General features: G+C 50.5%; 28 protein-coding genes. 17 read left to right on the forward strand and 11 right to left on the reverse strand.

Annotated features, from left to right (window positions below):
* Positions 1-125: 125 nt before the first annotated feature.
* Complete coding sequence (locus KWG64_RS19375) at positions 126-917, reverse strand: helix-turn-helix domain-containing protein (protein ID WP_195812996.1); 792 nt, start codon at positions 915-917, stop codon at positions 126-128.
* 170 nt (positions 918-1087) lie between these two features.
* Here KWG64_RS19375 and cfa (KWG64_RS19380) point away from each other — a divergent pair, with 170 nt between their 5' ends.
* The 5 genes from cfa (KWG64_RS19380) to cfa (KWG64_RS19400) all read left to right on the forward strand — a co-directional run bounded on the left by cfa (KWG64_RS19380) (position 1088) and on the right by cfa (KWG64_RS19400) (position 4757).
* Entirely contained in the window at positions 1088-2230 is a 1143-nt protein-coding gene (gene cfa / locus KWG64_RS19380; RefSeq protein WP_255562237.1) for a cyclopropane fatty acyl phospholipid synthase, read from the forward strand.
* Positions 2231-2306: 76 nt separating this feature from the next.
* Positions 2307-2726, forward strand: coding sequence for a hypothetical protein (locus KWG64_RS19385; protein ID WP_218522848.1), 420 nt, complete (start codon positions 2307-2309; stop codon positions 2724-2726).
* A gap of 43 nt (positions 2727-2769) precedes the next feature.
* On the forward strand, positions 2770-3201 hold the full coding sequence (locus KWG64_RS19390; RefSeq protein ID WP_218522849.1) for a PACE efflux transporter: 432 nt from the start codon (positions 2770-2772) through the stop codon (positions 3199-3201).
* Positions 3202-3237: 36 nt separating this feature from the next.
* A complete protein-coding gene (locus tag KWG64_RS19395) occupies positions 3238-3582 on the forward strand; it encodes a hypothetical protein (RefSeq protein WP_218522850.1) in 345 nt (114 codons plus the stop codon).
* Positions 3583-3614: 32 nt separating this feature from the next.
* Positions 3615-4757: a cyclopropane fatty acyl phospholipid synthase gene (gene cfa / locus KWG64_RS19400; RefSeq protein ID WP_218522851.1), complete on the forward strand. Its 1143-nt coding sequence runs from the start codon at positions 3615-3617 to the stop codon at positions 4755-4757.
* 138 nt (positions 4758-4895) lie between these two features.
* Here cfa (KWG64_RS19400) and KWG64_RS19405 read toward each other — a convergent pair whose 3' ends face one another.
* Positions 4896-5858, reverse strand: a complete 963-nt coding sequence (locus tag KWG64_RS19405) for a LysR family transcriptional regulator (protein WP_255562238.1) — start codon at positions 5856-5858, stop codon at positions 4896-4898.
* Between the two features lie 77 nt (positions 5859-5935).
* Here KWG64_RS19405 and KWG64_RS19410 point away from each other — a divergent pair, with 77 nt between their 5' ends.
* The 6 genes from KWG64_RS19410 (at position 5936) to KWG64_RS19435 (ending at position 12008) form a co-directional block, all read left to right on the forward strand.
* Positions 5936-6907 carry a transporter substrate-binding domain-containing protein gene (locus KWG64_RS19410; protein WP_195812989.1) on the forward strand — a complete coding sequence of 324 codons (972 nt, stop codon included), beginning with the start codon at positions 5936-5938 and terminating at the stop codon, positions 6905-6907.
* Between the two features lie 80 nt (positions 6908-6987).
* On the forward strand, positions 6988-7881 hold the full coding sequence (hilA, locus tag KWG64_RS19415; RefSeq protein ID WP_218522853.1) for an L-isoleucine 3(1)-dioxygenase: 894 nt from the start codon (positions 6988-6990) through the stop codon (positions 7879-7881).
* Positions 7882-7943: 62 nt separating this feature from the next.
* Complete coding sequence (hilB, locus tag KWG64_RS19420; protein WP_218522854.1) at positions 7944-8675, forward strand: 3(1)-hydroxy-L-isoleucine 4-dioxygenase HilB; 732 nt, start codon at positions 7944-7946, stop codon at positions 8673-8675.
* Positions 8672-9403: an SDR family NAD(P)-dependent oxidoreductase gene (locus KWG64_RS19425; RefSeq protein ID WP_218522855.1), complete on the forward strand. Its 732-nt coding sequence runs from the start codon at positions 8672-8674 to the stop codon at positions 9401-9403. The genes hilB and KWG64_RS19425 overlap by 4 nt, the downstream gene beginning before the upstream one ends.
* A 47-nt stretch (positions 9404-9450) precedes the next feature.
* Positions 9451-10707, forward strand: coding sequence for an acetyl-CoA carboxylase biotin carboxylase subunit family protein (locus KWG64_RS19430; protein WP_218522856.1), 1257 nt, complete (start codon positions 9451-9453; stop codon positions 10705-10707).
* A gap of 62 nt (positions 10708-10769) precedes the next feature.
* Positions 10770-12008 carry an MFS transporter gene (locus tag KWG64_RS19435; protein ID WP_152326771.1) on the forward strand — a complete coding sequence of 413 codons (1239 nt, stop codon included), beginning with the start codon at positions 10770-10772 and terminating at the stop codon, positions 12006-12008.
* Positions 12009-12063: 55 nt separating this feature from the next.
* On the opposite strand, the gene KWG64_RS19440 is transcribed toward KWG64_RS19435, so the two are convergent.
* The 3 genes from KWG64_RS19440 to KWG64_RS19450 all read right to left on the reverse strand — a co-directional run bounded on the left by KWG64_RS19440 (position 12064) and on the right by KWG64_RS19450 (position 15050).
* Positions 12064-13935 (reverse strand): amidohydrolase, encoded by a 1872-nt coding sequence (locus tag KWG64_RS19440; protein ID WP_218522857.1) that lies wholly within the window; start codon positions 13933-13935, stop codon positions 12064-12066.
* Between the two features lie 14 nt (positions 13936-13949).
* On the reverse strand, positions 13950-14516 hold the full coding sequence (locus KWG64_RS19445; RefSeq protein WP_152326773.1) for an antibiotic biosynthesis monooxygenase: 567 nt from the start codon (positions 14514-14516) through the stop codon (positions 13950-13952).
* Positions 14517-14630: 114 nt separating this feature from the next.
* Positions 14631-15050, reverse strand: a complete 420-nt coding sequence (locus KWG64_RS19450; protein ID WP_218522858.1) for a helix-turn-helix domain-containing protein — start codon at positions 15048-15050, stop codon at positions 14631-14633.
* Between the two features lie 110 nt (positions 15051-15160).
* On the opposite strand from KWG64_RS19450, the gene KWG64_RS19455 reads away from it, so the two are divergent.
* From KWG64_RS19455 to KWG64_RS19465, 3 genes are all read left to right on the forward strand, one after another.
* Positions 15161-16018, forward strand: a complete 858-nt coding sequence (locus KWG64_RS19455) for an SDR family oxidoreductase (protein WP_218522859.1) — start codon at positions 15161-15163, stop codon at positions 16016-16018.
* A 149-nt stretch (positions 16019-16167) separates the two neighbouring features.
* Positions 16168-16443, forward strand: a complete 276-nt coding sequence (locus KWG64_RS19460; RefSeq protein ID WP_195812980.1) for a cupin domain-containing protein — start codon at positions 16168-16170, stop codon at positions 16441-16443.
* Positions 16444-16699: 256 nt separating this feature from the next.
* The gene (locus KWG64_RS19465; RefSeq protein ID WP_218522860.1) at positions 16700-17236 is read left to right on the forward strand and encodes a shikimate kinase; all 537 of its coding nucleotides are present in this window, start codon (positions 16700-16702) and stop codon (positions 17234-17236) included.
* Here KWG64_RS19465 and idi read toward each other — a convergent pair.
* Entirely contained in the window at positions 17189-17722 is a 534-nt protein-coding gene (gene idi / locus KWG64_RS19470) for an isopentenyl-diphosphate Delta-isomerase (protein ID WP_218522861.1), read from the reverse strand. The genes KWG64_RS19465 and idi overlap by 48 nt on opposite strands.
* An 11-nt stretch (positions 17723-17733) precedes the next feature.
* On the reverse strand, positions 17734-18147 hold the full coding sequence (locus KWG64_RS19475; RefSeq protein WP_195826023.1) for a MarR family winged helix-turn-helix transcriptional regulator: 414 nt from the start codon (positions 18145-18147) through the stop codon (positions 17734-17736).
* A 155-nt stretch (positions 18148-18302) separates the two neighbouring features.
* On the opposite strand from KWG64_RS19475, the gene KWG64_RS19480 reads away from it, so the two are divergent.
* The 3 genes from KWG64_RS19480 to KWG64_RS19490 are packed head-to-tail and all read left to right on the forward strand — an operon-like array spanning position 18303 to position 20638.
* Positions 18303-18890, forward strand: coding sequence for a non-oxidative hydroxyarylic acid decarboxylases subunit B (locus KWG64_RS19480; protein ID WP_218522862.1), 588 nt, complete (start codon positions 18303-18305; stop codon positions 18888-18890).
* 60 nt (positions 18891-18950) lie between these two features.
* On the forward strand, positions 18951-20381 hold the full coding sequence (locus KWG64_RS19485) for a non-oxidative hydroxyarylic acid decarboxylases subunit C (protein WP_218522863.1): 1431 nt from the start codon (positions 18951-18953) through the stop codon (positions 20379-20381).
* A 29-nt stretch (positions 20382-20410) separates the two neighbouring features.
* On the forward strand, positions 20411-20638 hold the full coding sequence (locus tag KWG64_RS19490; protein ID WP_218522864.1) for a non-oxidative hydroxyarylic acid decarboxylases subunit D: 228 nt from the start codon (positions 20411-20413) through the stop codon (positions 20636-20638).
* A 390-nt stretch (positions 20639-21028) separates the two neighbouring features.
* On the opposite strand, the gene KWG64_RS19495 is transcribed toward KWG64_RS19490, so the two are convergent.
* From KWG64_RS19495 to KWG64_RS19510, 4 genes are all read right to left on the reverse strand, one after another.
* Positions 21029-21757 (reverse strand): hypothetical protein, encoded by a 729-nt coding sequence (locus tag KWG64_RS19495; RefSeq protein ID WP_218522865.1) that lies wholly within the window; start codon positions 21755-21757, stop codon positions 21029-21031.
* Between the two features lie 571 nt (positions 21758-22328).
* Positions 22329-22880 (reverse strand): YfaZ family outer membrane protein, encoded by a 552-nt coding sequence (locus tag KWG64_RS19500; RefSeq protein ID WP_255562239.1) that lies wholly within the window; start codon positions 22878-22880, stop codon positions 22329-22331.
* Positions 22881-23077: 197 nt separating this feature from the next.
* A complete protein-coding gene (locus KWG64_RS19505; RefSeq protein ID WP_195813489.1) occupies positions 23078-23569 on the reverse strand; it encodes a FidL-like protein in 492 nt (163 codons plus the stop codon).
* The gene (locus tag KWG64_RS19510; RefSeq protein ID WP_218522867.1) at positions 23566-24360 is read right to left on the reverse strand and encodes a helix-turn-helix domain-containing protein; all 795 of its coding nucleotides are present in this window, start codon (positions 24358-24360) and stop codon (positions 23566-23568) included. Before KWG64_RS19510 ends, KWG64_RS19505 begins: the two co-directional genes overlap by 4 nt.
* Positions 24361-24427 lie beyond the last annotated feature (67 nt).

The following is a 24427-nucleotide window of genomic DNA, read 5'->3' on the forward strand; positions in this document are numbered from 1 at the left end:
ATGTTAATGAGTTAACGCCCCCTGATGTTTGCCGGTAACGCAAGGATTGGGGGCAGTCCAAATTTCCTTTCTACGCACATTCATGATGTTATCTGGGTAAACACGATATCGGCGGGGGGCCTGCTTTACACGGAGTATTCAGTAGGAGGGACGCCCAAAACACTTTTGAATGAATAGCTGAACGCTGCTGTACTTGAGTACCCCATTTCGAGCGCTATTGTCGTGACGCTTTTACTTTGCTTAAGCATGATAACAGACTCAAATATCCGCATTTTCTGCTTCCAGAGACTAAATGATAAACCGGTTTCCTTTTTAAACTTTCTTGAAAAGTTGCGCGTAGACATGCCCACGTTGGCTGACCAGAATTCAATAAAATGCTCAGAACCGGGTGATTCCAATATAGTACGGCACATTTCGTTTAACGCCGGACTTTGCGGCCAGGGAAGGACAAAATCCACTTGCGGTAAATTAAAGATAATATCCAGCAAGACGCTGACCAACTTGCCGTCTTTCCCATGTTCATCGTATAACTCCGGAATGGTTTCGGATGCATAATGTATGAGCTCTTTTGCAACGTCACTGATGGTCACGGCTTTACACATGGTGATGGTGTCGTCTACGACATCTGTTTCGATATCCAAACTTTCAAGGAATACATCATCCATGGCCCACACGGTATGCTCCATATAAGCGGGGATCCAGATACCATAATGTGAAGGGACGATCCAGCAATTATCGGCGGTCTCAAGGCGCATATTTCCATTTCGAGCGCAGTGAAATTGTGCAAATTCATGAGTATGTGGTAAGACGCCCGTATTTGATTTAATTAAATAAGAGCGAAAATGAACAGGACGGCGCTCCTTGGGCATTGGATAGTCCTGCGATGAAACCCAATTTCTTTTAGCTGAGGCTTTCATTGCCGATTCCCTGAGAACATCTTGCTTAGACTTCTTATCGATAAAGATTGTCCTGTCATGATAATACATTTACAACATTTATAGATAATAATAATTCCCATGAATTGTTGTGGGTAATGAAATTTCCGCCCGCAATGAATTGTGCAAGTTATTGATTAAATGGATGAATTTTGAAATATTTTGCTTCCGTTACTCAGCATGCAAGGTATGACCCATGGCCACTCATGGGAAAGAACCTTTTACAGAAAGCTGATATTCAGATAGAAGGAATCCGCCCCTGGGATATCAGAATACGCCATCACGGCTTCTTCAAGCGCATTATGCTACAGGGTCTTTTGGGACTGGGTGAAAGTTATATGGACGGGTGGTGGGAATGCGATCGTCTGGATATATTCATCTACAAATTTCTCGCCCATAAATTAGATGAAGCAGTGCCCGGATATCACAGCAATATCATGATGGGATTAAGTGGAAAAATATTAGGCCGGAAACCGGATGATTGTGGCTGCAGTGCTTTAGAAAAAGAATACGGTATTGGTTACGATGTTTTCGCTCATATGCTCGATCCGTATATGCAATATTCTTGTGGATACTGGAGGGCGGGCGCAACGCTGGCTGAAGCCCAGGAAGCTAAATTGAAAATGGTTTGTGAAAAACTTCAATTAGCACCGGGGATGCGTGTATTAGATATCGGTTGTGGCTGGGGGGGAACTGCAGAGTATATGGCACGTCATTATGATGTCTATGTTGAAGGTATCACTAATTCTACCGAAGAACAGAAAGTCGCGCAGTCGCGGTGCCAGGGACTTGATGTAACGATAATGCTCGAAGACTATCAGGATCTGCCTGACGATAAATTTGACCGCATTATCGCGCTCGGCGCGCTTGAGTATGTGGAGCTAAAAAACTATCAAAATTTTTTTAAAGCGGTTGCTCGCAGTTTGAAACCTGATGGTCTTTTCCTTTTGCACAGCACAGGTAGCACCCAGCTGGTTAATCATGTCGGCCCCTGGTTAAATAAGTATATCTTTCCCAATGGATGCCTGCCTTCAGGGCAGCAATTAGTCCAATCAACCGAGCCTTATTTTAAAATTGAAGATTGGGATAACTTAGGTACGGATTATGATAAAACATTGATGAGTTGGTTTGAGAAAATAAACGAGTCCTGGCCTGTGTTGTCAATGAATCATTCTCCGAAATTTAAACGTATGCTTGATTATTATTTATGTTCTGGTGCGGGATTTTTTCGTGCAGGAAAAATTCAGCTCCGGCAGATACTGCTTTGTATAGGGGGTGATGGTAAGACTATTTAAAAACACGGCCTTCATTTTCTAAAGAATTTTTTCTTTATCTGCATTCGGCAACGCCATTTATTAAATCAGAGAAATTATGAAACATACTTTATTACTGTCTTCTGTCATTATTGCACTACTTTCTGTGTCCGGTTGTTCAAGCTATAAGTCACTCGAATTGAGTCAACAACAAGTCCATGCTTCTTCTGCTTCATCTGATTATACCTATTATAAAATTGATCCACCTTTGTACGGAGGTGATGTTGTGCAATATTCATTGCGTAACGGAAGTAGCGGTACACTTACTGTGAAAAGAACAACACCACAAACATTAATCAGTGATGACGGACTCGTGATTAATTTGTCGGATCTCGTCTCACTTAAGCGTAAAGAAATATCCAAAGGAAAAACAGCTGCCGCTGTCGGTACCGGTGTTGTTAGCACCGTGGTGGTTGTGACGGCTGTCGTGGGTTTAGCTTTTGGGGCTGGCATGGTTGCGATGTTATCAGCAAGCTAACGTATTAATGGAAATCAATTGTTGTAATTTGAGGCGCAGCGAGATGAAAGTGGAGTTGAATAAGAGTACGCCGGAAAGAATTTTACATGCTGTGCTTTTTGAAGTACTTGGGAATGTTGTTATAGCCATTTTCCTCGCCTACAGTCTGAAAGTTTCTTTGATACAGTCCGGGACGTTATCATTCATTTCCGCTCTAACTGCAACGATCTGGAATTACGTATTCAATAAGATTTTTGATGAGATTCAGAAGCGGTTTTTATTTGAGAGAAGCTTCCCGATCCGAGTTTTGCATGCCGTTTTCTTTGAAGCCGTACTTGTTCTTTCACTCACGCCTGTTGCGATGTTTTTACTTGAGTTAACGGTGACTGAGGCATTTTGGGTTGAAATAGGCTTAATATTTATTTTCTTACCTTATACGTTAATTTTTAATTGGGTCTATGACTATATACGTTGGAGGTTTTTGGCCAATGAGTAGATTAATTATTTTAATTGAGTTGAGAAGGTTGCAAAAATGAACAGTGTGGATTTATTAAAATTTAAGGCCAGTTCTCTGGAAAGTAAGGGGCTAATACGAAGAGCAATATCAATCTGGCAGGATATTTCGATTAATCCAAAGTTAAGTAAGCACGATAGAGATCAGGCGATGCGTAGCTTGAATCGTCTTAGGTGCGCGATTCAACAAAAAGTCGATATTCAGAGGGAGAAACTAAAGACCTATCCAGACAGATATAAAAATGTCGAGTCAGATAAAGAAAAGATTATGCATCTTTATCGGCAAGGATTAACAACACGGGAAATCCAACAGATTACACAGCGATCCAGGGATTTTATTTATAATTGCAAGAAGAAATCATGAATTTTTAGGGGTTTTAATCAAAAGGCACGCGAATGAAAAAAAATATGATCGTACCTAAGGACTATAACGAATGGCAGAGAATCTGCCGTGAGCTCCTTGATGACGCGGGGATCGAGATTGGTGGTGGTGAGACGTATGATATTCATGTCAAAAACCCAAAATTCTATAAGCGTGTTTTAAAAAGAGGGTCGCTTGCATTGGGTGAAAGTTACATGGACGGGTGGTGGGATTGCGCCAGGCTTGATGTATTTTTTACTAAAATCATTAATGCAGATTTACAATCCCGTGTACCGGATAATTTGAAAGATATCATCAGAGTGGCCGGGGCGAGATTCATAAACTTTCAATCCAAGAAAGGAGCCCTGAAAGTTGGTAAAGAACACTACGATCTGGGTAATGACCTTTTTTGTCTGATGCTTGACCCCTGGATGCAATACTCTTGTGGTTACTGGAAGAACGCAGATAATTTATATCAGGCACAGCAAAATAAACTTAAATTGATTTGTGAGAAGTTGAAGTTAGAAAAAGGGATGAGTCTGCTGGATATTGGCTGCGGCTGGGGAGGACTTGCGGCATACGCTGCTGAACATTATGGTGCAAAAGTCACGGGGATTACGATATCAGCAGAACAGCAAAAAATGGCGCAAGTGCGCTGCGCCAGTTTCGATGTTGAAATTCTGCTTCAGGATTACAGGGAACTTGACAGGAAATTTGACCGCATCGTTTCTGTCGGAATGTTTGAGCATGTAGGGCCTAAAAACTATGCGACTTACTTCGATGTGGTGGACAAAAATCTGAAACCAGATGGAATTTTCTTATTGCATACGATTGGTGCTAACAAAACAGAAGTCAACGTCGATCCCTGGATTAATAAGTATATTTTCCCTAACGGATGTCTGCCTTCTCTCGCGCATATCGCTTCGGCCAGTGAACGGTATTTTGTTATTGAAGATGTACATAATTTCGGTCCAGATTATGACAAAACGCTTATGGCCTGGAGTGAGCGATTTCTGGCCTCCTGGAAACATATCGAAGGGAATTACTCAGAAAGATTTAAAAGGATGTTTACCTATTATTTAAATTCGTGTGCAGGCGCTTTCAGATCTCGTGATATTCAGCTCTGGCAGGTCGTCTTTACAAGAGGGTTAGAAGGCGGTTTGATCGTCCCCCGCTAATAATAATGCAAAAATTCTGGGTTGAAACCGACAGCTTGCTACATGCCAGCTGCAGCTTAGCGGCTACCGATCAACCCAGTCTAAAATATTGTCTGTCAGCTGAATATTGGCGATTGCGAAAAGCGCCCTGCGTCTGACCTAAATCCGGCTTTCCGCTTTAATCCATTGCATAAAATCATCGATAAACACCCGCGTTTTCAGCGGCAGGAGTTTGTTGGGCAGGGTGATTGCGTAGGTGTTGCGCGGGAGCGGATTTTCCACGCGCCAGTCAGGTAAAACGCGGCGCAATTTACCGTTGGCGATATACCGGTTGGCGATAAAAGTGGGGATCAGCGCAATGCCGACACCTTGCAGAATGGCGTCGATCATGGCGTCACTGTTATTGATCATCAGCCGTGGAACCAGCGTCACACTTTCCATGATTTCATTTTGCCAGAAGCGCCATGCGCCGCGAAATTGCCGTTCATCAGGGAAAAAAATGTTGTGTTTGATGAGTCCGGCGGGGAAATCCGGCAGGACTTCGTCGTAATCCGCGGAACACACTAATACGTAATCGATTGGCATCAGGGCGCGGGCCACCATGTTTTCCGGCGGGCTTTCAGTGACACGCAGTGCCAGGTCGTAAGCGTCCTGCGCCAGATTACTGACCCGGTCAGACAACGTCAGCTCGACATTGATCTCCGGGTAACGGCGTAAAAACGCAGGCAGAAACGGGGTGAGCAGAATTTTACCCAGCGTATTCGGCGCGGTAATACGCAAAACACCCTGAGGGGTATCACTGAAACTGTCTGCCTGAGAGAAGAGGGCCTGCGTGGCGGATAATACGGCCTGCGCCTGCCGGTAAATCTCGAGCCCGACCTCGGTCGTCGTGACCGATCGCGTGGAGCGGGTAAATAACACCACATTGAGGCGTTTCTCCAGCCTGTCGATCATCCTGCTTACTGACGAGGGGGCCATCGAGGTCTCACGTCCTGCCGAAGAAAAGCTCCCTTTTTCAACCACCTGAATAAAAACGGACAAACTGGGAAGCAGTTCTGCTAACTCACTTGTGTTCTTCACGCATAGCTCTTTTGTTTCTGGGATATCTAGCCAAATTAGCATCAAGCCGTATGATGTTCAACAGAGGGTTCATCTGGTGCAAATCGACCATAATAGTCAATTTATTTAATGGGTTAGCTATGTCAAACCAAACGGTAATTGAAATGATCCGCCAGCGTGATGTGCTAAATGTTGGCGTTAGTCTGGGTTTCAGAGGGTTGTCGTTTCGTAACGCAATAAAGAATTGCTGGGAAGGGTTCGACATTGATTTAGCCAGGGCAGTGGCGGTCGCGGTGTTTGGCGATGCAGGAAAAATCCATTACATGCCCTTGCAGTCTGGTGACCGTTTCCGGGCGCTGCGTGATGGTGTGATTGATCTGGGTTCGTTCAATTCCAGTATTACCTTCCAGCGTGAGGCGGAGTCAGAGGTTACTTTTGTTCACCCGATGCTGTTTGACGGTGAAGTGCTGATGACGCCGGCCAGTAATTTGCTCGAACCGGTTGAACAGGCAAGTTATACCCGCAAGCGCCGGATAGCGGCGATGCGCGGTTCGACCACCGAAGAAAATCTGAAGCGTTATTTTGGAAATTTAAACCTGTCCTGCGAAATCAGCCTGTTTGATTCGCCGACTCAGGCACGCCAGGCTTATCAGCATGGTGAATGCAATATCTACTGTCTCGACTCCTATCTGCTGGCCGGTGAACGCGCTCAGCTGAAGGATAAAGACGCACACATTATCTTGCAGGATCGTATCTCACTGGAAACCATGTCACCGGCGGTGGCATCGCATGATCCGCAGTGGCTGAAAGCGGTAACCTGGGTCATGCGAGCGCTGATTGAAGCGGAAAACCTGCAAGTCAGCAGCAAAAATATTCATGAAATGAGTCAGGAGGCGACGGGTTATCTCAAGACCTTCCTGTATCCGTCAGAACAGAATTGTAAAAATCTGGGCCTGCGCCCTGAATTTATTCGCGAGATTATTCATCAGGTCGGCAACTACGGTGAAATATTCCAGCGCAATCTGGGGAAATACTCAGAACTGAATCAGGCGCGTCGGGATAATAATTTATGGTCGCAGGGCGGGATGTTGTATTCGCCTTTGTTTATATAGCCTCTGATTTATATTTATACTTAATTTTATTACGTTATTTTCGCGCGGTTATCCTTTAAATATTCTTTGGCAGGAACATCATGAGTGAACTATTGGCTGAAAAACAGCAAGAGATGATTTTGTCTGGCTCTGTGAAAAAGAATTTCGGTTATTTAGAGACGCAACCCGATAATGTTGATGCCAGCGTTATCAGAAATATTATTCTGCATGGCCATCATCAGGGCAATGTTTTATATGTTATTCGTAATTTCGCGAATAAACAGATTTGCCAGGATGTGGCTGAAAACTTCAATAAGATGGTAAATCGTAACGGCGGTGGAAACCGTGCGGATGACGGTTTTGTGCTGACCAACCAGATTGGCGCCACGCAGTTCTCACGTAATGGCGAACAATATATGGCGGAAGTGAACCGGGTGAATGCCAGCGTCGCCGAGCTGATGTCAGTGACCGACACGTATGCCACAGAATCCCTGTTCCTCAACCGCACGCTGGAAGATTTATTCCTCGAGGAAGGCATTCACTTTGGCCCGGCGCGATATAAAAATACTTACGCCTGTTTCGCCACTTTCCGCCGCTGGCTGGACAACGGTGCTATGTCGCTGATGCCGCATGAAGACCGCGCCCAGCTTAAGTTTGCGCTTCAGGATAATTTCGAAATTGCCGATGCAATGACGGTGACTGCTTTCAACGTGTGTCTGGAAGCGGCGCAGGGCGGCGGCGAGCTGAAAATGTGGAACCTCGACCCGGACGAACTTTGCCGTGCGCGCTTTGGTGTGACGGACACCGGTTATCCGTACCCGCCACATCTGCTCCAGGGCGTGGAGTCGTTATCCGTGCAGCTGAACGCCGGTGACATTTACTTTATGAATGCCTGTCATTTGCACGGTGTAAGCAGTGTGAGTCAGGGAAGCCGTCTTACAGCCGGACGCTTTATCGGCAGACTTAATAACAGCAAAGTGGTGTATTGGACATAATCGGAATGAATTAACAACGGCGATTTATTCTCTCTGTATTCTGAATTAATAATGAGTCTGATATGAAACATATTGATCATCTTGCCGCCGGAGGATACGCTTTTATTCCCGGTAGTTATTATCAGGCATTGCCTGATACCCATTACGAAAATAAAGATGTTTTTCTTTCTGATCTGGAACAGTTAAAAATTGCGTACGAAAGTCTGACGCTGGATCCTTATTCTCCGGGCAACCGCTGGCGCGGATATGCGCAATGCCGTCGCGACGCAGAGGGGAAACTGTTTTTTGGTCATTTCACAGCCTATAAGCAAACTAAAAAATACAATCCGGATACCGGAGGTATTATTCGCCAATATACTTTGTTGCCGGAAAATATCACCGCGAACCGTCTGATGCAGGCAATTTTGCAAGACGATATCGCTTTTGTTGAAGCCTATGAACGTATCGGGCCGCTGGAAGAACTGACCGTCGGCATTCATCTGTTTCGCTATGAAGCGCAGTGCGATGCACCTGCCTACAGCTCACCCGTGTGGCTGCATAAAGATGATGAGGATGTGGTGTTCGTCCATCTCATCCATGCCTCCGCCAATATGCTGGGTGGCGACAATCTGATTGCGCCGAACCCTAAAAACATTGAGCGGGTGCTGCGCCTTGAGAACCTGTTCGACACGCTGGTGGTGAATCACGACAAATATCACGCCGTGACGCCGGTCGGTTGCCGCGAACCCGGAGAGACTGCCGTGCGCGACATCATCCTGGTCACGTTCCAGCGTACTGAAGGAGAGGCCGCATGAGCCTGAACCATAAAGCTTTTATCACTGGCGCATCCAGTGGGATCGGCAGGTCGATGGTGGCGGCCTATCTGGCAGCCGGTTATGTGGTCGAAGGCATTGACTGCGCCCCGTCCGTTTTCACCGATGAGCCTGACTACTCTCACCATCAGCTGGATATTACTGACTCCATTCGCCTCGATGCCCTGTTTGAAACGGCAGAGTACGCCAGCGGCAATAACGTCTTAATCAACTGTGCCGGCACCCGCGAAATCTGCCGCATTGATGAGTTATCGCTGTCGCTGTGGGAACGCGTTTTTGCCGTCAATGTGACTGCTAGTTTCGTTGCCGGGCGTGCCTTCTGCCAGCAACTGGTTCGTCAGAACTTACCGGGCAATGCCGTCAATATCGCCTCGGTATCGGGGCTGATGGGCGAGCCGGATCGCACCGCGTATGTCTCATCAAAACACGCAGTGATTGGCCTGACGAAACAACTCGCGCTGGAATACGGCAGGCATCAGATCCGGGTGAATGCCATTGCGCCCGGGGTTATCCGCACGCCGCTGACCGAACCTTATTACGACAATCCGGCACAGATGGAGAAGATCCAGCGCGGTCAGTACCTGCCTGTGCTGGGCGAAACGCAGGATGTGGCACAAGCGGCGATGTATCTCACCTCGCCGGAAGCGCGATTTGTGACCGGTTCAACACTGGTGATTGATGGCGGTTGGACGATTGGTAAAGAGCTTTAATCCGATGGCCAGCATAACGGCCACTTATGACTTGCAGGAGTTTTAACATGAACAACACCTATATTTTGATCCTCGGCGGTGAGTTTGCTTTACGTGAGCGTGTTTTAGCCGGTGCCCTGCGGGCTTCTGGCGGCATGCGGGTTCTGACTATGGCGAAAAACCGCACCACACCGACAATTAAATTCTTCGACGGCTTTTTGCCGGGCGATGTCGCGGACGCTGAGGCGGTGCTGTGCGCCGTCCTGGACCACGAACGCAAGACCGGTGAAACCCCTGCGGCGGTGATCCCGATGAACGATTTCACCGTGCGCGCCGCCAGCCTGCTGACTGAGCATTACCAGCTGCACGGGAACGACAGCCAGACGATCACCAACTGCCGCGACAAATTTGTCATGAAGCAGATCCTGCAAGCTGCTGGCCTGCCGGTGCCCCGCTTCGCGGCGTTTCGTACCTTAAACGAACTCAAAAAACTGATCGCTGAGATTGGTCTGCCGGTGGTGATTAAACCGCGTGAAATGGCGGGCAGCCTGGGTGTATTAAAAATCAGCCGTGAAGACGAAATCGAAGAAGTATTCGGCAAATGCGTGACCGATGTGATTTCACTGAACGGGGAATCTTTTGCGCCGGAAGACCTCTTCCAGGTCGAGGAATATGTTCCGGCCTGGCAGGAAGTCAGCGTCGAGGTGATCAATCAGGGCGACTATCATCGCGCGATGGCCGTGACCGACAAATACCTGGGCGAAGAGCCGAATTTCGTGGAAGTGGGCCACAGCATGCCGTCGCTGCACAGTAACAATAAGCAGCTACGCGACATCGCCGAACGTGCCTGCCATGCGCTGGGGATCCGTTACGGCGTGGCGCACTTTGAAGCGCGCATTACCCCGACGAATGAAATCAAAATCATTGAAGTGGGGGCGCGCACCGGTGGCGACACCATCATGGATCTGGTGGAAAGAACCTACGGCATCAATCCTTATGAACTGCACGTGCTTAGCCATCTGAACAAACTAAAACCCCTGCCTGACACCCTGAAGCCCCGCGGTCTGAGCGCTGTTGCTTTTATTAAAGCCGACGAAGGCGTGATTGAAAAAGTCACTTTGCCCGCCAGCCTGCCAGACCACGTAGTGAATATGCAGGTCACGGCTAAGCCGCTGGATACATCGAAAAAGCTGGTGTCGTGGAAAACCCGCGAAGGCTCGGTGGAGTATTTCTGGCCACAGCGTGCGGCGGAACCGGGTTTTGATGAGCATTTAACGATTGCCGATCAGTACGCGCGTTCGCTGTTTACGCTTCGTCAGGCCTGATATTAACCGGGCTGCCGCGCCTGTGCCGGTGGCCCCTGAACTCTTTTAAGGATAGTGATGATATGAACAGTGATCGTTTTGGATTAAAACGTTTTGTCTTTTCCCGCTTTGCCGGGTCACTGTGCGATCAGTTCCTGCTGTTTGCCGTGCCGCTGGCGATTCTGAAAGCCACCGGTTCCCTGACTTTTTCGTCGCTGGCTTTCGTCATTGAATGGCTGCCGCGCATTCTGTTTTTCCCGCTGTCTGGTTTTCTGGCAGACCGTATCAAACCGCGTTTTATCTTCTTCAACGTAGAAGCAGGGCGTTCGGTACTGATGGTGGTGGCCTTCCTGACCCTGACTTTTCACCCGAGCGCCACGTTCCCGGTGCTTGCCGTCATGATGGCACTGCTGTCAGTCGCCTACGTGCTGAACTTTGTTGCCACTGAAGCGCTGTTGCCGCGCCATATTCCGGCCAGTACGTTGCCGAAAGCGCATTCCATGCTGCAAGGCGTTGATCAGATTACGCAAGTGCTCGGCCCCGCGCTGGCGGTAGCTATTTCTGTGTACGGCGGCGTCGGGGCAATTTTAGCCTGTGCCGCCGTGCTGTTTGCCATCTCGGCCATCAACTATTTGTTCCTCGAAACACACGATCTGGTGGTTGCTGAGAAGATGAGTTTCCGCTCAATTGTGGAATCGAACCTGACGGCGATTCAGGTGCTTAAGCAGAATAAAATCCTGCTTCATCTGTGCGCACTGACCTGGGTGGTGAATCTGGTTTACGGGGCGGCGCTGGTGGTGAGTGCGGCGGTGATCCTGAAAGAATTCCACCTGCCGGAAAGCTATTTTGGCGTATTACAAACGTCCGCCGCGCTGGTCACCATTGTGACGTTTATCTTTGTGCCGCGCATTGCCAAACGGTTTGGCCTCTCGACGCTGGGAACGCTGTCATTTTGCGGGATGATTTTGTCTGGTGCGCTGATGTCGCTGTCACTCGATTTCGCGATGTATCTGGTGGGTTATGCGGTGCTGATGGCCTTCGACGGCGCATTCAGCGTTTACCTGCGCACCTTACGCAGCCAGATTATTCCACAAGAGCATCTGGGCAAAACCATGGGGCTGATTGGTCTGATGAATATGTGTTCGGTGCCGGTCAGTGGTCTGGCGGTGACGGCGCTGGCGGGCAGCTTTATGCCGCTGCAAATCATCGCCATTATCCTGGCTTTCGCGCTGGCATTAGGGCTGGTGCTGATCGTCGTCGGTCGCCGCGCCTTTGGCTACCGCAGCTGGTTACCGCCGGTGATTGCGCAGCCGCAGGTTTAAAAAGGATTACCCCTTACCCGGCCGGGTAAGGGGTGTATTTGCTAAAACAACACCCTCAGAAAGAGAAGCACGAACACCCAAGTGCGCCCCAGAAGGCGTTGTCGTCGGAGACCGGAACGTCGGAACCACGGGCGATGTCGTGGCTATGTTTGTGCACGCCGCAAGGGCCGACGCACTGGTGAGCCTGACGAACCAGCCCGACGCGTGCGGCACCTTGCGGAGGTGCGGAGCGGTAATGCCCCGGCACGGTGGTGACCGGCGACCAGTCCGGCAGAACCGGGATCGCTGGCGGTGAAAGCGGTGAGAATCCACCCGCGGCGTACACCACTTTGCCGTCTACCACTGTCATTACCGATTCAATGCCTTTAATGCGTTCTTCCGGCACGCTGAAGAAATCTTCAGAAAGCACCGCCAGATCCGCCAGCTGCCCGGCTTTGATTTGGCCCTTTTTGCCCTGTTCGCTGGAGAACCACGAGCTGCCCTGCGTCCACAACATCAGCGCGGTTTCGCGATCGATTCTTGCGTCGTCATCGTACATCGCCATTCCGCCGACCGTGCGGCCGGAAACCAGCCAGTAGAGTGCCGTCCACGGGTTATAACTGGCCACGCGGGTGGCGTCGGTGCCCAGCCCGACTGGTACACCGGCGGACAACATTTTCGCCACCGGCGGCGTGTGTTTGGTGGCTTCAAGGCCGTAGCGCTCAGCGAAATATTCCCCCTGGAATGCCATGCGGTGCTGTACCGCAATCCCGCCGCCCAGCGCTTTGACGCGTTCAATATTACGTTCGGTGATGGTTTCCGCGTGGTCGAAGAACCAGTGCAGGCCGTTAAACGGAATATCGCTGTTCACTTTTTCAAACACATCCAGCATGCGGCTGATGGATTCGTCATATGTGGCGTGCAGGCGGAACGGCCAGCGATGCTCGACCAGATGACGCACCACGCGCTCCAGCTCAATTTCCGTACCCGGCGGTAAATCCGGGCGCGGTTGCAGGAAATCTTCAAAATCTGCCGCCGAAAACACTAACATTTCGCCTGCGCCGTTATGACGGTAGAAATCCGTGCCCTGACCGGGTTTCAGCATGTCGGTCCACAGTTTGAAATCATCCAGCTCATGCTGCGGACGCTGGGTAAACAGGTTGTAGGCGATGCGCACGGTCAGCTGATTTTTCTGATGAAGTTCATCAATGATCTGATAATCCTCAGGATAGTTCTGGAAGCCGCCGCCCGCATCGATGGCGCTGGTCAGCCCGAGACGGTTCAGTTCGCGCATAAACTGGCGCGTGGAGTTCACCTGTTGTTCCAGCGGCAGTTTTGGCCCTTTTGCCAGCGTCGAGTACAAAATCATCGCGTTGGGTTTGGCAATCAGCATGCCCGTCGGGTTGCCGTTGCTGTCACGCTGAATTTCGCCGCCCGGCGGGTTTGGCGTGTCTTTGGTGTAGCCGACCACCTTCAGCGCGGCGCGGTTGAGCAGGGCGCGGTCATAGAGATGCAGGATGAACACCGGCGTATCCGGCGCGGCCTGATTGATTTCATCCAGCGTGGGCATGCGGCGTTCGGCGAACTGAAATTCAGTCCAGCCGCCCACGACGCGAACCCACTGCGGGCCTGGCGTGCGCATGGCCTGATCTTTGAGCATCCGCAGCGCATCGGCCAGAGAAGGCACGCCTTCCCAGCGTAATTCCAGATTGTAATTCAGACCGCCGCGGATCAGGTGAAGGTGAGAGTCGTTAAGGCCGGGAACCGCCGTGTGACCTTGCAAATCAACCACCTGCGTACCCGCATCGGCGAACTGCATCACTTCATTTTCTGTGCCGACGGCAAGGAATTTGCCGTCTTTAATTGCCACAGCGTTCGCCTGCGGTTTTTCGCGGTCGACGGTGTGGAATTTACCGTTGGTTAAGATCAGGGAAGCAAAATGAGTCATTGGAAAAGCTCCTGTCATTGCGCGGTTGTGCGCGTCAGCCATGAATGGAAAACTCGGGTAATAATCGGCATCCAGAGGAATACCACCAGCGCAACGACGGACGCGTCATTGAGTAAATGGCCGCCCTCCGTGCCTTTGAGCTGCGGCAAAAAGAGACCCCAAAACCAGGGAACGATGTGCGTTGACGGGTAAATCACCAGCAGGGTCAGCAGATATTGCTTCCAGCGTGCCGGAGGACGAACGGTGGCGCTGGGCGGGGTGAACCAGAATTCGGCACCGGGGCGCACTTCCGTGCTGTCGCTTTGTAAAAGCAGCGGGCTAACTTCATCCACCAGCTGTTTGCGCAGGTCTGATTTGTGCCAGGCGTTGAGATTTTCCAGCGTGTCGAAGCGCACCAGAATGGTGTAGGCATCGCCGCTGCGGCTTGGACGGATGACGTTGACGCCCAGATGGCCCGGAAAGGTACTCGCCTGCGGCATGATTTTATTCAGCCAGGTTTCGTACTCTGCTTCACGGGCAGGCGCAACTTTGTGCGTAATGACAAGCGTAACGTGCTGCTTGTGGGTTTGAGACTGGGACATTAACCACCTCGCCTGTTGAAAATAAAATCATTTATCGAATCAATGAAATGATATTAGTTGGCGAGTTGAATCAATGATAGGCGAGAATTTTGGCCTTCTTGTTAAGTTTTTTTGTTACTCATTTTCCCCGACCACGCGCAGGCTGCGCTGCTTCATGACGCGGTGCAAATTCGATTCCAGCCAGTTCGCCAGCCCGGAAACCTGATCCTTCACCTCAATCCCCAGCGGGGTCAGACTATACTCAACGTGCGGCGGCACGACCGGGAACGAACGGCGGTCAACAAAGCCATCTTCTTCTAACGACTGTAATGTCTGTGCCAGCATTTTCTCACTGACGCCCCCGACTTTGCGGCGCAGTTCGCTGAAACGCAGCGTTTTGTCACTCAGGGCGAGCAATATCAGTAAACCCCAGCGGCTGGTGATGTGCCGGAGGATTTCGCGGGAAGGGCAGTTTGGGTCGAGCACTTCGCCCCGGCGGATCTGTTCTGTGAGGGGCAAACGCTCTGCCGGTATGTCGGAAGGAATTATTTTCATACTAACCTTTTGGTGCGTACTTACGAAAAGTTAGTATATCGCATAGGATGTTTTCAGAGCCAGCGTCTTTCGGGCCTCATGTTGAATAAAACACTTTTTGGAGAAACAAAATGATTGCAATCACCGGTGCTACCGGCCAGTTAGGCCGCCTCGTTATTGCTGCACTTTTGAAGAAAGTGCCTGCTAACCAGATTATTGCTGCCGTGCGCAGCCCGGAAAAAGCCAAAGACCTGGCTGATTTAGGTGTGGAAGTGCGTCAGGCCGATTACAGCCAGCCTGCAACATTAGATTCCGCGTTTAAAGGCGTTGAGAAACTGCTGCTGATCTCTTCCAGCGAAGTCGGTCAGCGTGAGGCGCAGCACAATGCGGTGATTGTCGCCGCGAAACGCGCAGGCGTTAAATTGCTGGCATACACCAGCCTGCTGCACGCAGACAAAAGCCCGCTGGGCCTGGGCGTGGAACACCGCGCGACCGAAAAAGCACTGAGCGAATCCGGCGTGCCTCACGTTCTGCTGCGCAACGGCTGGTACACCGAAAACTACGCGGCAAGCGTGGCGCCTGCACTGGCACACAATGTGTTTATCGGCGCTGTTGGCGAAGGGCGTATTGCTTCTGCCGCACGTCAGGATTATGCCGAAGCCGCCGCCGCAGTGCTGACGCTCGATAATCAGGCGGGTAAAGTTTACGAATTAGCCGGTGATGAGGCGTATACGCTGGCTGAATTCTCCGCAGAAATCGCGAAGCAGTCCGGTAAAAAAGTGGATTACGTTAATCTGCCGGAAGCTGAATTTGCGAAGGCGCTGATCGGCGCAGGTTTGCCGGACTGGCTGGCGAATATGCTGGCAGATTCTGATGCGGGCGCGGCAAAAGGCGGGCTGTTTGATGATTCTCATACATTGAGCAAACTGATTGGTCGCCCGACGACACCGGTAAAAGACGTGATTGCTGAGACGCTGAAAGCGCTCTGATTTGTTAAATGTTGTTCATTATCTGTGACTCAGCGGCCTGCAATTTTGCGGGCCGTTTTTCTTTCTTCCTGATCCCTGTTCCCGCCGTCTGTTAAGTGCAACACCATCTGGTATTATCAGAAAGTCCGCATAAATACTCAGGTGATCTTATGACAGAAAATGAATTCAGACTGCTGCTCATCGATAATGGTTTTGACGAGCCGGTGCTGGTCGAGCGGGAACCGCTAATCCGTCTTGAAAAACATGCTCACCCGTTCGAAGCCATGGCTTTTATCCTCAGCGGTGAAATCACTATCACCACCCAAAACGGGCTCAGAACCTATTGCACCGGGGAGATTTTTCATCTTCAGCCCAATGAAATGCATGAGGAAGAGTTCGGCGATCAGGGCGTCCGCTACCTTTCAGGGCGTAAAAGCTTGCAGTAAATCGCAGATAAAAGAATGCCCGTCAGGGGAAACGGGCATTGGAATGAGTTACAAGGGGAAACCTTAAATCGACTGTAGCAGGCTACAGATGAGCTTTATAATAATCATTTAATGTGACGTTTGTGTGTAGGAACAATCTGTTTTCTGCTAAATGTGGCAACAAATTTTCAACGTTCCCTCGCTATACAACCGGTTAATTTCGCGGCAGAATACGCGCCCTTTTTGGCGAGAAAAACAGCGAGCGGAGAATTCTTCAGTGAAAATCAATGTCATTGGCACCAGCGGAAGCGGGAAATCAACACTGGCGCGCGGGATTTCTCAGAAGCTGAATATTCCGTATATCGAACTGGACGCATTGTTCTGGCGGGCAGACTGGCAGGGCACGCCGGATGAGGAATTTTTCGCCCGGCTTGGCGAAATGCTCTCCGCCAGCGAAGGCTGGGTGCTGGACGGCAATTATAAACGCACGCAGCCCGTTAAATGGCGGGAAATCGATCTGATTATTTGGGTGGACTACTCGTTCGGGCGGACGCTGTTTCAGGCGGTGAAACGTGCCGCCACACGCGCATGGCACAAGCAGGAAATTTGGGCTGGAACGGGAAATCGTGAGACGTTTCGCAAAAGCTTTTTCAGCCGGGATTCCATTATTTTGTGGACGCTGAAAACCTTCGCCAAAAACCGCCGCCAGTATCAGGCATTGCTGGTGGATCCTGACTGGCAGCATGTTCGTTTTGTACGCTTACGTTCACCCCAGCAGGCTCAGGTTTTTCTCCGTAATCTGACCCAGCTGTAACACCATCCACGGGCTGAACGCCCAGGGTGTTGCACGCACGCTGTTCAGCAAATCTTCCGGTTTTACCCATTGATAATCCATGACTTCCGTGTCGCGTGGCTCGGGAGCGCTACGGCAAAATGCGGAAAAAATCGGGCAGAATTCGTTCTCGACAATCCCGGAAGCATCGGTTGCGATGTACTGGAATTCTCCGATCAGCGAGGTGATTTTTTCAACCGATAAACCCAGTTCATACTGGCATCGGCGGTAAACGGCTGCCTGCAATGATTCGCCGGGAAGCGGGTGCCCGCAGGCGGAGTTCGTCCAGACACCGGGCCACGCGATTTTGTTCAGGGACCGGCGCGTGATCAGCAACTCGCCGCGATCGTTGTGGATGTAGCAGGAAAAAGCCAGATGCAATGGCGTCTGAGCGTTGTGCACCAGCGCTTTATCCATGGTACCGGCCGGTTGATTTTTAACATCAAGCAACACGACTTCTTCAATCATAAAACTCTCCGTTACTCCTCCATCATCGCTTTCAACAGGCGAACCAAATGCTGTTGATCATCAGGAGAAAGTCTTGCCAAAAACTCAGTGTCTACCTGCTGGCCGAGCGGCTGGGTTTTGGCCAGAACCGCTTTTCCTTCCCCGGTCAGGGTAATAAAACGCCGGCGTTTGTCCGCCGGATCCGCCTCACGGATTAACAAACCGCGCGACTCAAGTCGTGAAAGCATTTCCGCCAGCGTGGCCTTGCTGCTGATGGCAACGTCGGTCAGCTGCACCTGTTCAATGCCCGGGTTTTCAGCAATTGAGCGCAATACCGCGTACTGAGGTTTGGTCAGATCCGGAATGCATTGCTGCCATCTCGCGGTGTGTTGCTGGAATACCTTACGCATTAAGTGAAAGGCTTCCTGTCTCAATTGTGTGCTCATCATCGTTCCCGGCTTTCTTATGGTTTCGCCCTATCTTAGCAATCTATGGATCTCGAATGCGACAGACCATTGCGGGGATTTGAAAATGAGTATAAGGTAAAAATAGTTCGTATACGAACAATATATTCGAAAAGGCCAACGTGAGTGAGGGTGGTATGAGACTGATTGTGGGGATGACCGGCGCGACGGGCGCACCTTTGGGCGTCACGCTGCTGAAAGCGCTGCGGGAAATCGACGGAGTAGAAACGCACCTGGTGATGTCGAAATGGGCGAAAACCACCATTGAACTGGAAACGCCCTATACCGCTCGTGAAGTCGCTGAAATGGCTGATTTTACGCACAATTCTGCCGATCAGGCGACCACGATATCCTCCGGTTCATTCAAAACCGACGGCATGATTATTATTCCGTGCAGCATGAAAACGCTGGCCGGGATCCGCGCCGGTTATGCCGAAGGGCTGGTCGGCCGTGCGGCGGATGTTGTGCTGAAAGAAAACCGTAAACTGGTGCTGGTTCCGCGTGAAACACCGCTCAGCACCATTCACCTCGAAAACCTGCTCGCGCTGTCGCAAATGGGCGCGGCGATCGTGCCGCCGATGCCCGCCTATTATAACCATCCCGAGACAATTCAGGATGTTACCGACCATATCGTGACCCGCGTACTCGACCAGTTTGGCCTGGAATATCACCGCGCAAAACGCTGGGCCGGGTTATCGCCAAAAAGTGACGACGTCACGTTATAGCGTTCAATTTCTAAGTTCTAAAACACGTAGTAATCGTTCAACCGAAACAGGAGAGTCGAGATGGCTTTTGATGATCTGCGCAGCTTTATGAGCGCACTGGATGAAAACGGACAACTGCTGAAAATCACCGAACAGGTGAAAGCAGAGCCCGATCTGGCCGCGGCGGCGAACGCCACCGGTCGTATCGGTGAAGGCGCGCCCGCGCTGTATTTTGACAATGTGGAAGGGTTTACCGACGCCCGTATCGCCCTGAATACGCTCGGTTCCTGGCAAAACCATGCGATTGCGATGGGGCTGCCGCCCAATACCTCGACCAACGAACAGATTGCCGAATACATCCGCCGCTGGGATACCTTCCCGGTAAAACCGGAGCGCCGGGATAATCCGCCGTGGGCGCAAAACACCGTCGATGGCGAAGACATTAACCTGTTCGACATCCTGCCACTTTTCCGCCTGAACGATGGCGACGGTGGTTTCTATCTCGACAAAGCCTGCGTCGTTTCCCGCGACCCGACCGATCCGGACAGTTTTGACAAACAAAACGTCGGCATTTACCGGATGGAAGTGAAGGGCAAGCGCAAACTCGGCCTCCAGCCGGTGCCGATGCACGATATCGCGCTGCATCTGCATAAAGCCGAAGAGCGCGGCGAAGATTTACCGATTGTTATCACGCTGGGCAACGACCCGATCATTACGCTGATGGGCGCAACGCCGCTGAAATACGACCAGTCAGAATATGAAATGGCCGGTGCGCTGCGTCAGGCGCCGTACCCGATCGCCACCGCGGCGCTGACCGGTTTCGACGTGCCGTGGGGTTCAGAAGTGATCCTCGAAGGGGTTATCGAAGGCCGTAAACGTGAAATCGAAGGGCCGTTCGGGGAGTTCACCGGGCACTATTCCGGTGGCCGCAATATGACCGTGGTGCGTATTGATAAAGTGTCGTACCGCACCAAACCGGTATTCGAATCCCTGTATCTCGGGATGCCGTGGACCGAAATCGATTACCTGATGGGCCCGGCGACCTGCGTGCCGCTGTATCAGCAACTCAAAGCTGAATTCCCGGAAGTTCAGGCCGTTAACGCCATGTACACGCACGGGCTGCTGGCGATTATTTCCACCAAAAAACGCTATGGCGGCTTTGCGCGCGCGGTCGGTTTACGCGCCATGACCACGCCGCACGGGCTGGGCTACGTGAAAATGGTGATTATGGTGGATGAGGACGTCGACCCGTTCAACCTGCCGCAGGTGATGTGGGCGCTTTCCGCGAAAGTAAATCCGGCGGGCGATCTGGTTCAGTTGCCGAACATGTCCGTGCTGGAGCTGGATCCGGGGTCTTCTCCGGCGGGGATCACCGACAAACTGATCATCGATGCCACCACGCCGGTCGCGCCGGATAACCGAGGGCATTACAGCCAGCCGGTACGTGATTTACCGGAAACCAAAGACTGGGTTGTGAAACTGAATTCCCTGCTGGCGGGCCGTCAGGTCTGAGCATTAACTGACTGACTTTAGGAGTGATTATGATTTGTCCACGTTGTGCCGGTGAGCATATCGAGCGGATGGCGGTATCGCCGGTGAAAGGGGTCTGGACGGTACATCAGTGCCAGCGTTGTTTATACACCTGGCGGTCAACGGAGCCTTTGCGGCGCACCAGCCGGGAGCATTACCCGGAGGCGTTCCGGATGACGCAGGCGGATATAGATAATGCACCAATGGTGCCGTCAGTGCCGCCGCTTTTAGGGGAATAGTATTGGGCTGCTGCCCAACCCCGCAAGACCTTGGGCTCGCCGCCCAAACTGACTTCAAGCGCCAGCTTGGTGTAAGTTTCGGTTTTTCAATTGCAGTGATCGCTCAGCGGCTCGTGCCGAAACCGACCAAAAGGGGAAAGCGTTTCCCCTTTTGGATTTCCCCACGCTTTTTCAACACGCGCTGCCGCTGGCTGGCTATGTTCCAGAAACTCCGGCCAGTGCCGCAAAATCCCGCCGCTGCGCGGTGCCCTTCGTTCGGGTTACAAACCTCGCAAAAACACGCTCGGTTTTCCACCACTCCTGCGGCGTGATTTTTGAAAGCGGCCAGTAGCTCGTGCCTAATGCTTAATGCCTGTGCCTAAAGGCTATTTACCTGCGCACCCATGGACGTTATTGCAGCGTTATTGTTTTATCCGTATTTGACGTTCCGTTTACGAATGATTTGAATTTTTTATCAAAATCATTCAGGCAGGTATCCATATAAACTTTTGTGACGTCGTGGAGTTTCTGATAATTATTTGCCTGCCAGTCTGCGAGCGGGGCTTTAACGGCTTCGGGTTCGCAGACAACATCAAAACCGACCATTTTGGCGCTCTCGCCGCCTTTGCTGATGGTCGTTTTATAGTGAAGTTCGTAATTATCTCCGCCGGAGAGGTTTTCATAGACCAGATACCAGTTATTGACGTATATCTCGACCGGTTTCTTATATACCGTTGGTACGCTGCTCTGCATTTGATTTTTTACGTTATCGGTCAGCTTCGGTGCCATATAAGTCAGCGATGGATTGACTTCGCTCATCACCGGCGTGCCCTTCAGCTGCTCCTTGCTAAAACTTGTCTCCTGAACGCCGCCTGCAAACATCCCGACTAAAACATGCAGTGTTTTCAATCCGGTAACCGCTGCAGTATCAGAACGGTTGATCATTCTCAGATTACTGTCCGTCGGCTGGCTAATGCTCGTTTTCAGTTCGTAGATAACATTCAGTGTCATCTGACTTCCATTGTCAGAGCGTATTTCCGTTGAACTCATTGTCTGGTGTGTCTGCGGTAATGGCGGCGTCGCGCAACCTGCCAAAGAAAGTACCATTGCCGGTAATAATAGATTTACCCTGAATTGCATGACGCGTTTCCTTACTTGTTAATATTCTGATGGTGGGTGAAATTCCCTCAGCAAGTATCGGCAACAGTCACACAATCTTTATGGTTAATAGCAGAGGTACAACATGGAAATTAATTAATCACAGGGGGGGATTAAATTAAAGCCAAATAAATGGCCCGCAAGCTGAGGGCCATTTTATTTCTATCGCTTAACGTGGTGCCCGCCAATGGTAATCACGGTGACGTTATTGCCCCTTTTTCTTTCAACGGACAGCCCTGAAAGATGAACGCTTTCAGGGCGGACATAACGGGGATTAAAAATGTGCCTTAACGGGGGTGATGATCATGCTGCGGATGATGAGATTCCGCATGGTGGGCGTCATGATGATGGTCGTAATGCGGGTGATGATCGCGTGGGCGCGCCATCATGCAACCTGTCAGAGAAAAAACGAGGCTCAGGGAAAGAACGGTTTTTAAGAAATTGTTCACAACATATGACTCATTCAATATTCAGAACCGGCAGATCTCCCTTTGCGCAATGAAAGCGGAGATCTGCTTCAGATAAACGGGCTTTTGAAATCAGACGCGTGAAATCAGAAATCCAGTTCGCCACCTAAATAAGCGCCATCAATAATGCGTTCATTTGGATTCCCTGCGCTGCCGTCAACGCCGATATAACGGTAACCGGCTTTTACTTTTAATGGCTGGAACGGAACCCAGCTGAATCCGCCATCGGCTTCAACATAACTTTTCGCGCGGTTAATTAAAGAATCGAGCGCGGCATAACCTTCAGCATAAAAAGCCAGTGAGTCAGTGAAGGGCACGGTAATACCGCCGCCGACCGGGAAAGCCACGCCTTCGTTATCGGAAACTGAACCTTGCATATACACGGCTTTTGCGCCGAGGTTGATCATTGCCGGGCCAACAGGAATATTAAAACCTGCGCCTAACGCGCCTGCCTGACGTCCGTTGCTGGTGTTTTTTGCCCAGTTGCTGTCAAGGTAAAGACCGGAAGTTGCACGGCCCATACCGACATTGAGCTCGGTGAAATCAGTGCCTGCTTTGGCACCCAGTTCTAACGCCTGAGCCTGTCCGGTAAAGGCCATTACTGCGACCAGCGTGCTGCCAGCAACGAGAGTTTTCATTGAGTTGATACGCATTTTAGACCTGTCATATGTCGTTTTATGTCTTCTGAAGCACCTGGCAAAATAGGCCAGCCAGGTGCTGGTGTGAAGATGCTATAAAACGACACGAGGCTTACTCACCTCAATTTATATCTGTAAAAATGACATGTATAGTTTTTTATGCTTCAGTTCGCGATGATGAAGGTTTTAAATCTAAGTCAGTTCGCCACGCAAACGAACTGTGGCGCGTACGGGCTGCTGATCACATACGCGCTGTCACGGATATTTCTTACCCCGATGTTTATCGATGTGCTGTCACCGCTGTTTTCAAGCCACAGCTGATTGAAGTCGGCATCCGGCGTGGTATCTAGCGGTGACGGTGTCACTTTTTCAATGGTGAAGTGATAGGTTTTACTGTCGACCCTGACGCCGTGAGTCAGATAGATCGTGCGCTCCAGGTAGGTATTTTTCGAAGGTGATTTCACATTGCCTTCGTACTGCACAATACCTTTGTCCTTCCCGTAAAACTGAAGGTTTTCATTGAGTGAAAAAATTAATTGTCCTCGTTCGAGATCCATACTCCATCTGGCAAAGCCTTTACAGTTAAGCGACGGCACAGAATTACGCGGGAAGAGGAACGCCACAATTAAGGCGATGAAGACCACAGCCAGCAGTAATAGAGAAAAACGCAGAGGTTTCAGGTATCTCATGGTTTGATCCATTTATAATGATAAAAATTATCACAGGAGATAATTTCTCTGTTCTTCCCCAGGACGCATAAAGACAGCAATGTCCGCCGGGTGTCCAGATTGGACACTGTCACTTCACGGTTATAAATAATCACATTGTCTTTGAGACACTGAAGGCCATTTTTCTTCATGATATTAGCCACTTCCTGCATAGCATCCTTTTGACGCCGTTCAGAAATGTCCTTTAGAAAAATCACCTCACAACCGCTTTCCTTGTGAGTAACCACTGTTTTCTCATCATGATCATCCTGATATTCCCACAACCCGAAAGCGGCGGCGCACAATACGGTCAGCGCCCCAAAAATGACCGGCAGGGTTTTCTTTTTTGGCGCAGCCGTGACAACCGGCGTTTCAGAAACCATGGGCTGAGAAGGTGGAGGTGGCGTCCGGGGTACCGGCGCGGTTTCTTGCTGCATTGTCTCCGCTACCGGCATCACGCTGATGCTGGTATTCAGCCTGAAGCCGACTTTCGGCAGCGTCACAATCAGTTCATGGCAATCGAGCATCGCCAGATTGCGGCGCAGGATACTGATGTACTGGTTAAGATTATTGCCTGATGCCTGCAAACCGTGGCGATCCCACACGGTTTCGAGTAAGTAATCACGGGTCAGGTCACGCCCGTCCGATAACAGAAACTCCTCCAGAAGGCGCGACGCTGGCAGAGTGAGTTTTATAATATCTTTGCTGGCGGGATAAAAGAGCGACCCGTCGTCTGAGTTGAATTCTATTTTATTATCAATAAGATATTTCATCTGACCCTGTTAGATATCCATGAAGTCGTTCAAGTGATCTTCTGAGAAAAGGCGTCTCAGATTAAGA

It is taken from the genome of Rahnella sp. PD12R, assembly GCF_019200965.1.
Lineage (GTDB): Bacteria > Pseudomonadota > Gammaproteobacteria > Enterobacterales > Enterobacteriaceae > Rahnella > Rahnella laticis.

Bases quoted from the DNA above. Each gene is read 5' to 3' on its own strand.
- KWG64_RS19375 (WP_195812996.1), bottom strand. From the start codon at position 917: ATGAAAGCCTCAGCTAAAAGAAATTGGGTTTCATCGCAGGACTATCCA.
- KWG64_RS19385 (WP_218522848.1), top strand. From the start codon at position 2,307: ATGAAACATACTTTATTACTGTCTTCTGTCATTATTGCACTACTTTCT.
- KWG64_RS19390 (WP_218522849.1), top strand. From the start codon at position 2,770: ATGAAAGTGGAGTTGAATAAGAGTACGCCGGAAAGAATTTTACATGCT.
- KWG64_RS19395 (WP_218522850.1), top strand. From the start codon at position 3,238: ATGAACAGTGTGGATTTATTAAAATTTAAGGCCAGTTCTCTGGAAAGT.
- cfa (WP_218522851.1), top strand. From the start codon at position 3,615: ATGAAAAAAAATATGATCGTACCTAAGGACTATAACGAATGGCAGAGA.
- KWG64_RS19405 (WP_255562238.1), bottom strand. From the start codon at position 5,858: ATGCTAATTTGGCTAGATATCCCAGAAACAAAAGAGCTATGCGTGAAG.
- KWG64_RS19410 (WP_195812989.1), top strand. From the start codon at position 5,936: ATGTCAAACCAAACGGTAATTGAAATGATCCGCCAGCGTGATGTGCTA.
- hilA (WP_218522853.1), top strand. From the start codon at position 6,988: ATGAGTGAACTATTGGCTGAAAAACAGCAAGAGATGATTTTGTCTGGC.
- hilB (WP_218522854.1), top strand. From the start codon at position 7,944: ATGAAACATATTGATCATCTTGCCGCCGGAGGATACGCTTTTATTCCC.
- KWG64_RS19425 (WP_218522855.1), top strand. From the start codon at position 8,672: ATGAGCCTGAACCATAAAGCTTTTATCACTGGCGCATCCAGTGGGATC.
- KWG64_RS19430 (WP_218522856.1), top strand. From the start codon at position 9,451: ATGAACAACACCTATATTTTGATCCTCGGCGGTGAGTTTGCTTTACGT.
- KWG64_RS19435 (WP_152326771.1), top strand. From the start codon at position 10,770: ATGAACAGTGATCGTTTTGGATTAAAACGTTTTGTCTTTTCCCGCTTT.
- KWG64_RS19440 (WP_218522857.1), bottom strand. From the start codon at position 13,935: ATGACTCATTTTGCTTCCCTGATCTTAACCAACGGTAAATTCCACACC.
- KWG64_RS19445 (WP_152326773.1), bottom strand. From the start codon at position 14,516: ATGTCCCAGTCTCAAACCCACAAGCAGCACGTTACGCTTGTCATTACG.
- KWG64_RS19450 (WP_218522858.1), bottom strand. From the start codon at position 15,050: ATGAAAATAATTCCTTCCGACATACCGGCAGAGCGTTTGCCCCTCACA.
- KWG64_RS19455 (WP_218522859.1), top strand. From the start codon at position 15,161: ATGATTGCAATCACCGGTGCTACCGGCCAGTTAGGCCGCCTCGTTATT.
- KWG64_RS19460 (WP_195812980.1), top strand. From the start codon at position 16,168: ATGACAGAAAATGAATTCAGACTGCTGCTCATCGATAATGGTTTTGAC.
- idi (WP_218522861.1), bottom strand. From the start codon at position 17,722: ATGATTGAAGAAGTCGTGTTGCTTGATGTTAAAAATCAACCGGCCGGT.
- KWG64_RS19475 (WP_195826023.1), bottom strand. From the start codon at position 18,147: ATGAGCACACAATTGAGACAGGAAGCCTTTCACTTAATGCGTAAGGTA.
- KWG64_RS19480 (WP_218522862.1), top strand. From the start codon at position 18,303: ATGAGACTGATTGTGGGGATGACCGGCGCGACGGGCGCACCTTTGGGC.
- KWG64_RS19485 (WP_218522863.1), top strand. From the start codon at position 18,951: ATGGCTTTTGATGATCTGCGCAGCTTTATGAGCGCACTGGATGAAAAC.
- KWG64_RS19490 (WP_218522864.1), top strand. From the start codon at position 20,411: ATGATTTGTCCACGTTGTGCCGGTGAGCATATCGAGCGGATGGCGGTA.
- KWG64_RS19495 (WP_218522865.1), bottom strand. From the start codon at position 21,757: ATGCAATTCAGGGTAAATCTATTATTACCGGCAATGGTACTTTCTTTG.
- KWG64_RS19500 (WP_255562239.1), bottom strand. From the start codon at position 22,880: ATGAAAACTCTCGTTGCTGGCAGCACGCTGGTCGCAGTAATGGCCTTT.
- KWG64_RS19505 (WP_195813489.1), bottom strand. From the start codon at position 23,569: ATGAGATACCTGAAACCTCTGCGTTTTTCTCTATTACTGCTGGCTGTG.
- KWG64_RS19510 (WP_218522867.1), bottom strand. From the start codon at position 24,360: ATGAAATATCTTATTGATAATAAAATAGAATTCAACTCAGACGACGGG.